10 protein-coding genes and 1 pseudogene are annotated in these 6,200 nt (G+C 64.4%); 7 read left to right on the top strand and 4 right to left on the bottom strand.

Annotation, left to right across the window (positions count from 1 at the left end; genetic code table 11):
* The first annotated feature begins 17 nt into the window (after positions 1 to 17).
* From MHX63_RS02740 to arfB, 3 genes are read left to right on the top strand one after another with little or no spacing between them, the layout of a single operon-like run.
* On the top strand, positions 18 to 368 hold the full coding sequence (locus MHX63_RS02740) for a VOC family protein (RefSeq protein WP_239387127.1): 351 nt from the start codon (positions 18 to 20) through the stop codon (positions 366 to 368).
* Between the two features lie 45 nt (positions 369 to 413).
* Entirely contained in the window at positions 414 to 674 is a 261-nt protein-coding gene (locus MHX63_RS02745) for a hypothetical protein (protein ID WP_239200233.1), read from the top strand.
* A gap of 19 nt (positions 675 to 693) precedes the next feature.
* Complete coding sequence (arfB, locus tag MHX63_RS02750; protein ID WP_035005746.1) at positions 694 to 1,137, top strand: alternative ribosome rescue aminoacyl-tRNA hydrolase ArfB; 444 nt, start codon at positions 694 to 696, stop codon at positions 1,135 to 1,137.
* A 7-nt stretch (positions 1,138 to 1,144) separates the two neighbouring features.
* On the opposite strand, the gene MHX63_RS02755 is transcribed toward arfB, so the two are convergent.
* Both MHX63_RS02755 and MHX63_RS02760 read right to left on the bottom strand, forming a co-directional pair.
* Positions 1,145 to 1,405, bottom strand: a complete 261-nt coding sequence (locus tag MHX63_RS02755) for a HigA family addiction module antitoxin (protein ID WP_049049231.1) — start codon at positions 1,403 to 1,405, stop codon at positions 1,145 to 1,147.
* Positions 1,406 to 1,439: 34 nt separating this feature from the next.
* Entirely contained in the window at positions 1,440 to 1,721 is a 282-nt protein-coding gene (locus MHX63_RS02760; RefSeq protein ID WP_005290974.1) for a type II toxin-antitoxin system RelE/ParE family toxin, read from the bottom strand.
* Positions 1,722 to 1,842: 121 nt separating this feature from the next.
* Between MHX63_RS02760 and MHX63_RS10395 the strand changes: the two are divergent.
* A pseudogene (locus MHX63_RS10395) lies at positions 1,843 to 2,088 on the top strand (alkane 1-monooxygenase); the annotation flags it as partial.
* A gap of 46 nt (positions 2,089 to 2,134) precedes the next feature.
* Here MHX63_RS10395 and MHX63_RS02770 read toward each other — a convergent pair.
* On the bottom strand, positions 2,135 to 2,524 hold the full coding sequence (locus MHX63_RS02770; RefSeq protein ID WP_239387128.1) for a heavy metal-responsive transcriptional regulator: 390 nt from the start codon (positions 2,522 to 2,524) through the stop codon (positions 2,135 to 2,137).
* A 98-nt stretch (positions 2,525 to 2,622) separates the two neighbouring features.
* On the opposite strand from MHX63_RS02770, the gene merA reads away from it, so the two are divergent.
* The 3 genes from merA (at position 2,623) to MHX63_RS10470 (ending at position 4,973) form a co-directional block, all read left to right on the top strand.
* Positions 2,623 to 4,044, top strand: coding sequence for a mercury(II) reductase (gene merA / locus MHX63_RS02775; protein WP_239387129.1), 1,422 nt, complete (start codon positions 2,623 to 2,625; stop codon positions 4,042 to 4,044).
* Entirely contained in the window at positions 4,041 to 4,391 is a 351-nt protein-coding gene (locus tag MHX63_RS02780; protein ID WP_005293255.1) for a hypothetical protein, read from the top strand. Before merA ends, MHX63_RS02780 begins: the two co-directional genes overlap by 4 nt.
* 192 nt (positions 4,392 to 4,583) lie before the next feature.
* Positions 4,584 to 4,973, top strand: coding sequence for a class I peptide chain release factor (locus MHX63_RS10470; RefSeq protein WP_015381421.1), 390 nt, complete (start codon positions 4,584 to 4,586; stop codon positions 4,971 to 4,973).
* Between the two features lie 3 nt (positions 4,974 to 4,976).
* On the opposite strand, the gene ychF is transcribed toward MHX63_RS10470, so the two are convergent.
* Complete coding sequence (gene ychF / locus MHX63_RS02790; protein ID WP_035009760.1) at positions 4,977 to 6,062, bottom strand: redox-regulated ATPase YchF; 1,086 nt, start codon at positions 6,060 to 6,062, stop codon at positions 4,977 to 4,979.
* Between the last annotated feature and the right edge of the window lie 138 nt (positions 6,063 to 6,200).

Consider the following 6,200-nt stretch of genomic DNA (forward strand, 5'->3'; position numbering starts at 1 on the left):
TCCTCATAATAGAGACCATGAATGATGCCAATCTCACGATCCGGCAGATCACCTTCGACTGCCACGATCCCTCAAAGCTCGCCAAGTTTTGGTCCGCCGCAACCGGATGCGAAATCGCCGCGGATTACGGCGATTTTGTGATGGTTGATTCCACCCCGGCGCTGGGATTTCAGCGCGTCAAGGATCCGACACCTGGGAAAAACCGCATGCACATCGACGTTGGCGGGGCGGAGCGCGAAACTTTAATAGAACGCCTCAAAGACCTAGGCGCTACCGAACTCACCACCCACGAGGCGCCGGGATTGGTGTGGACTGCCATGCAGGACCCGGAAGGCAACGAGTTCTGCGTGGGTAACCCCGGGGACTAGCTACACTACGCGGAGCGTCTCTAGGTCCAAGGCTGGCGTCAATCTGTGATGTCGCTAGCGGGAGACACAGTCAATGTCGCGAACTGCGCCCGTCAGGCTGCGGTGGATCAGGCGCAGAAAGCCACCGAGAAAATTCGCGACATGAACGACGACCGGCTACTTGCGAAGGCCGCTGAAATCGAAGCCCGACGGGAGAAGGAAGAGCAAAAAGCACTCGACTCAACCGACGACGAGAATAATTCTGAGGCTGAACCCCGTCCGTCGCGACGCGGCCTCCGCTTCCGCCGAGACAAGAACGACTCGTAGGGCACCTAGACTGGGCTGCATGAAAGACCTGACCATCGCGCCCGGCCCGGGGATCCCCGACGGTGCAGTCATCGCCGCTGCCGACCTAACGGAGCGGTTCGCGAAGTCGTCGGGTCCGGGCGGCCAGGGCGTCAACCCGACCGACAGCAAGGTCCAGCTTTCCATCGATATCGCTGAAAGCGCATCGCTTACCGACGCCCAACGCCGCCGCATCTTGCGCAACCTCGAGCACCGCTTGGACGGCTCCGTCCTCACCGTGTCTGCGTCGACCCAGCGGTCGCAGGTGCGCAACCGAGCTGAGGCACGCGAACGCATGGCCGCCCTGTTGCGCGAGGCCCTAGCTCCGCCCCCTCCCCCGCGGCACAAAACGAAGCCGACGAGGGGCTCGGTACGGCGCCGTCTCGAAGCAAAGAAGCGGCGCTCGGAGCTGAAAGCGATGAGGCAACGGCCCCAAATTCCCTAGGTGCGGCCTACGCCGAAGCAGCTTGGACCGGCTGAATCCGCTCGATCTCGGCGAGGATTTTGTCTTCTGCCACATCCAGGTCGTACTGGGTCTGCAACCCGAGCCAGAACTGGGGGCTCATCTCGAAAAACTTCGCTAGACGAAGGGCCGTGTCAGCGGTTACAGCGCGCTTACCGTGAACAATTTCGTTGATCCGGCGGGGCGGAACGCCGATGGAGACGGCGAGCTTGTGCTGGGTGATCCCCATTCCCTTGAGAAAGTCCTCCATTAGGATCTCACCGGGGTGAACCGGAGGGAGCTTGTCAGTGGTAGTCAACGATCTCAACCTCCTCTGGCCCCGCAGCGGACCACCGAAAACAGATCCGCCACTGGTCGTTGATTCGAATGCTGAACTGACCCCGCCGATCACCTTTCAACGCCTCAAGCCGGTTTCCCGGGGGAATCCGTAACTCATCAAGAGTCTGCGCGTACCCAAGCTGGCGAAGCTTACGCAGCGCTACTGAGTGAATGCGGGAATCGATCGAGCGAACCCGCTCTCGATTCCACAGACGCTCAGTGTCCTTGTCAGCGAACGACTGGATCATGCTTCACCCTATCCCCCATAACGCGAAGCGTCAATAACGTTACACGTTAAATTTGAACTCAACGGTATGTCGTTGCAAAGTTACCCCCTCTCGTTAACACCATCAAAAGGAGTGTTATTCAATGAAAGCGATCGGCTTCTTAAGCTTCGGGCATTACGCCTTCGGCAGCTAGTGCGGGCCATCTGCGGAAAAGATCGCCAAGACTCGTCTGGAGATCACCCAGGCTGCGGACGAAATCGGCGTGAACAACGCGTCCTTCCGAGTCCACCACTTCGCGCTGCAGGCCTCCGCCCCGATGCCGCTGCTGTGTGCTATCGCGGCCACCACCAAAATCATCGAGGTGGGCACCGGCGGCATCGACATGCGCTAGCGCATATCGGGGTTGTAGCGTTTGAGTCATTGACTCCCGCCGTCTACAAGTACCTACACACTTGATCGGTGCTGCACGTTTCAGGATCCGGGTGCGCGGCGTCCTGGCTAAGGTCCGCGATAGTGTCGCGCAGCACGGAGAGCTGCGCGATCTGCTGCTCGATCTCAGCGAGGCGCACGTCAAGCAGGTCGCGCACGTGCCCGCAGGGCGCATGGCCGCCGTCGCGGATGTCGAGGATCTGGCGGATCTGGGCGAGGGTGAGGCCCGCGGCCTGGCCGCGGTGGATGAAGTCGATCCGGGCGACCGTCTCGGGCGCGTAGTCGCGGTATCCGGACGGCGTGCGCTCGGTCGGGGGTAGAAGGCCCTGTTCCTCGTAGAAGCGAAGGGTCTTCGCGGTAGTGCCCGCCCTCTCGGCGAGTTCTCCGATCCGCATTGCTGTCTCCCTCCGTGGCCGCGCTTGACCTTCCCCTGCACTGGAAGGTCCAGTATGGCTGAGACAGAGCAGAAAGCCAAGAGTTGACAGGAGTAGCGATGCCTACGAAGTACGATCTCGCCATCATCGGATCGGGAGGCGGCGCGTTCGCCGCTGCGATCCGCGCCAGCACGCTCGGGAAGTCGGTGGTGATGATCGAGCGCGGGACGCTCGGCGGCACCTGCGTGAACACGGGCTGCGTCCCGTCGAAGGCGCTCATTGCCGCGGCCGGCGCGCGGCACGTCGCGGTCGACGCCGCAACCCGGTTCCCCGGGATCGCGTCGACGGCGGATCCCGTCGACATGCCCGCGCTGATCGCTGGGAAGCAAGCGTTGGTGGAGTCGCTGCGCGGCGAGAAGTACGCCGACGTCGCCGACTCCTACGGCTGGCAGGTCCTCCGCGGCGACGCCTCGTTCGTGGGCACCCCTGATGCGCCGGTTCTCGATGTTGCCGGATCCGACGGAAGCGTCGAGACCATCGAGGCCCACCACTACCTGGTCGCGACTGGTTCTCGCCCGTGGGTACCGCCGATCGACGGCCTGGAGGAGACCGGATACCTGACCTCGACCACGGCGATGGAGCTGACGGAGGTCCCCGAGTCGCTGCTGGTGCTCGGCGGCGGCTACGTCGCCCTGGAGCAGGCGCAGCTGTTCGCCCGCCTCGGCTCGCAGGTCACGCTGCTCGTGCGGTCCCGGCTCGCCTCGAAGGAGGAGCCGGAGGTGTCGAAGGCGCTCCAGGAGGTGTTCGCCGACGAGGGCATCCGCGTCGTCAGCCGCGCAGTGCCCACCCGGGTCTCTCGCGGCACGGGAGGCGAGGCCGTCGTGACCGCCGCCTTGTCCGGCGGCTCGCAGGAGTTCCGCGCCGACCAGGTCCTGGTCGCCCTCGGACGCCGTCCCGTCACCGATGGCCTGAACCTCGATGCGGTCGGGGTGAAGACCGGAGACTCCGGCGAGGTGGTCGTCTCCGACCGGCTGCAGTCCTCGAACCCGCGGGTCTGGGCCGCGGGCGACGTGACCGGGCACCCCGAGTTCGTCTACGTCGCCGCCCACCACGGCACCCTCGTCGCCGAGAACGCGTTCGCCGACGCCGACCGGTCCGTCGACTACGCCCGCCTGCCGCGGGTGACGTTCACCGGGCCCGCGATCGGCGCGGTCGGGATGACCGAGAAGGACGTCCTCGCCGCGGGGATCCGCTGCGACTGCCGCGTCCTGCCCCTGCACCACGTGCCCCGCGCCTTGGTGAACCGCGACACCCGCGGGTTCATCAAGATCGTCGTGAACGCCGAGACGAAAGAGATCCTCGGCCTGACCGCCGTCGCCAAGGACGCCGGGGAGCTCGCCGCCGCAGGCGTCCACGTGCTCGGCAGGACCGTCGCCGAGGTCGCCAACGCCTGGGCCCCCTACCTGACCATGGCCGAGGGCATCCGGATCGCCGCGAAGGCCTTCACCACCGACCCGTCGCTGCTGTCGTGCTGCGCATGAACGGCAACGCAGGCAATCGGGGAGATCTCATCCTGAAGCAGACGATGAGCGCCGATCAGGACCGCGACGAATGGCGCGCCGGTCCCGTCGTCGCTGCAGTGACCGGGCTGCTCTTGCTGGCATGCTGCGCGCTTCCGTCGCTGCTCTGCTGCGGCCTGCCGTTCATCGCGGCGGGCGGAGCACTCGCAGGCGTCGGTGGGCTCCTCGGTAATCCCTGGATCATCGGTGCCGGGACCGCCGTCGTGATGGCCGTCATGGCGGGGATGCTCGTCAGGCTACGGCGGCGGCACCGGCGCCGCAGGTCCGGCTGCTGCGAAAATCCTTCGACCGCTGATCGGAACCGGTAGTTCGAGCGGATCCAGCGATCACTGCCACCTGCGGAGGCCGCTGAAATCGAAGCCCGACGGGAGAAGGAGGAGCAAAAAGCGTTCGAATCAACCGGTGACGAGGATAATACTGAGGCTGGATCCCGGCCGTCGCGACGCGGTCTCCGCTTCCGCCGAGACGAGAAAGGGTTGTGGGCACCTAGGCTGGGCGGCATGAACGACCTGACCATAGCGCCCGGCCCGGGGATCCCCGACGGTGCGGTCATCGCCGCCGATCTCGCGGAGCGTTTCGCGAAATCGTCGACTCCAGGCGGCCAGGGCGTCAACACGACGGACGGCAAAGTCCAGCTTTCCATCGATGTCGCCGAATGCGCATCGCTTACCGACGCCCAGCGTCACCGTATCTCGCGCAACCTCGAGCACCGCCTAGACGGCTCCGTCTTTACCGTGACTGCGTCGACTCAGCGGTCTGTGTTTCGCTCCTGGTCCTCTCGCTTGCACCTGCGACACAGCCTCGTGTCCCCGGGCCGTAGCGTTCGGGGGAGCACAATAGCCCCAGTCCTCATCACGTCCCGGGATCAAAGAGTTCATCGCAGAGGTTAAGCACTACACGTTAAATTTGAACTCGACCACGTCGCCGTCGACCATCACGTAGTCCTTGCCTTCCTGGCGAACCTTGCCGTGGGCGCGGGCCTCTGCCATGGAACCGAGCTCGTCCAGATCCTCAAAGGCCACGATCTCGGCCTTAATGAAGCCCTTCTCGAAGTCCGTGTGGATCACGCCGGCAGCCTGCGGGGCGGTATCACCCTGGTGAATCGTCCACGCACGAGCCTCCTTCGGCCCAGCAGTCAGATAGGTCTGCAGGCCCAGCGTTGCGAAACCAGCCTTGGCCAGGGTCTGCAGCCCCGGCTCAGTCTGCCCGACGGATTCCAGCAGCTCAGCCGCCTCCTCGTCGTCCAGCTCCAGCAGGTCCGCCTCCGTCGCGGCGTCCAGGAACACGCAGTCCGCAGGAGCCACCAGCTCGCGCAGCTCCGCCTTCTTATCCTCGTCGGTCAGCACAGACTCATCGGAGTTGAACACGTACAGGAACGGCTTGGCCGTCAGGAAGTGCAGGTCGCGCACAGTCGCCAGGTCGATCTCCCCCTGCGCCGCGGCACTCGACAGAGTGCGGCTATCCTCCAGGATTTCCTGCGCCTTCTTAGCCCCCTCGACCTGCTCGGCTAGATCCTTGTTCTTGCGCGCTTCCTTCTCCAGGCGCGGCAGAGCCTTCTCCACCGTCTGCAGGTCGGCCAGGATCAGCTCCGTCTCAATGACGGAAATGTCGCTGGCGGGGTCCACACGCCCATCGACGTGGATCACGTTGTCGTCGGAGAACGCACGCACCACCTGGCAGATCGCGTCCGCCTCGCGAATGTTCGCCAGGAAGGCATTACCCATACCCTCGCCATCGGAGGCGCCCTTCACGATGCCGGCGATGTCCACGAAGGACACAGTCGCGGGCAAGATGCGCTCGGATTCGAAGATCTCCGCCAGGCGCGTCAGGCGCGGGTCCGGCAGCTCCACCAGCCCCACGTTGGGCTCGATGGTTGCGAACGGGTAGTTCGCGGCCAGAACATCGTTGCGGGTCAGGGCGTTAAACAGCGTGGACTTGCCCACGTTGGGCAGGCCAACAATTCCAAGAGTAAGAGTCACGTGCCCCATCCTATCGCCCGGCCGTCGCTGCCTCCAATGCGCCCTTTCTATTGCCTCTATTGCCATACTTATTGTTTCTTTTTGACGCCCACCGCTGCCCACTCACGTCCGCCCCAGGTACCCCCACATACCCCAGAC

The organism is Corynebacterium sp. ACRQK (assembly GCF_022345965.1).
In the GTDB taxonomy this organism is placed as follows: domain Bacteria; phylum Actinomycetota; class Actinomycetes; order Mycobacteriales; family Mycobacteriaceae; genus Corynebacterium.